Genomic DNA, 387 nt, shown 5'->3' with positions numbered 1-387 from the left:
AGCAGGCGCTGGCCGTAGATCACCCGCTCGCCCTCGTGGTCGCCATAGGCGTCGGGCATGCCGGCGAGGTAGGGGGCGTGGGCCGGCGTCACCGCCTCCTTGACCTGCAGGAAGAGGACGTCCTGGTCGGAATTTCCGCACAGGAGCGCGACGTAGGCCCGGGTGCCGACGCTGCCGACGCCGACGACCCGATGGGCCACGTCGACCACGTGGTAGCGGCTCAGCATGAACCGGCGCTCGCGCGGCAGGGTCTCGGCATAGTGCTCGAGCCCGCCGATCACCGCCTCGCGGGTCTCGGCATCGACGCCGGTGAGGATCGGGGGCTGCTCCTTGAAGCGCCAGCCGCCATCGGTCCGGCGCTCGCCGACCCGGGCGAGCAGGCTCTTG

1 protein-coding gene is annotated in these 387 nt (G+C 71.8%); it reads right to left on the bottom strand.

The genetic code is table 11. The features are described 5' to 3' along the window. The coding region (locus tag CVH10_RS18080; protein WP_146143025.1) for a DUF2252 family protein at positions 1-387 on the bottom strand (387 nt) is incomplete at both ends.

Origin of the sequence: Halomonas sp. ND22Bw, assembly GCF_003011945.1 — a bacterium.
In the GTDB taxonomy this organism is placed as follows: Bacteria; Pseudomonadota; Gammaproteobacteria; order Pseudomonadales; family Halomonadaceae; genus Halomonas; species Halomonas halophila.
The sequence above is the reverse complement of the archived record's forward strand: the minus strand, read 5'-3'. Positions and strand labels throughout refer to the sequence as shown.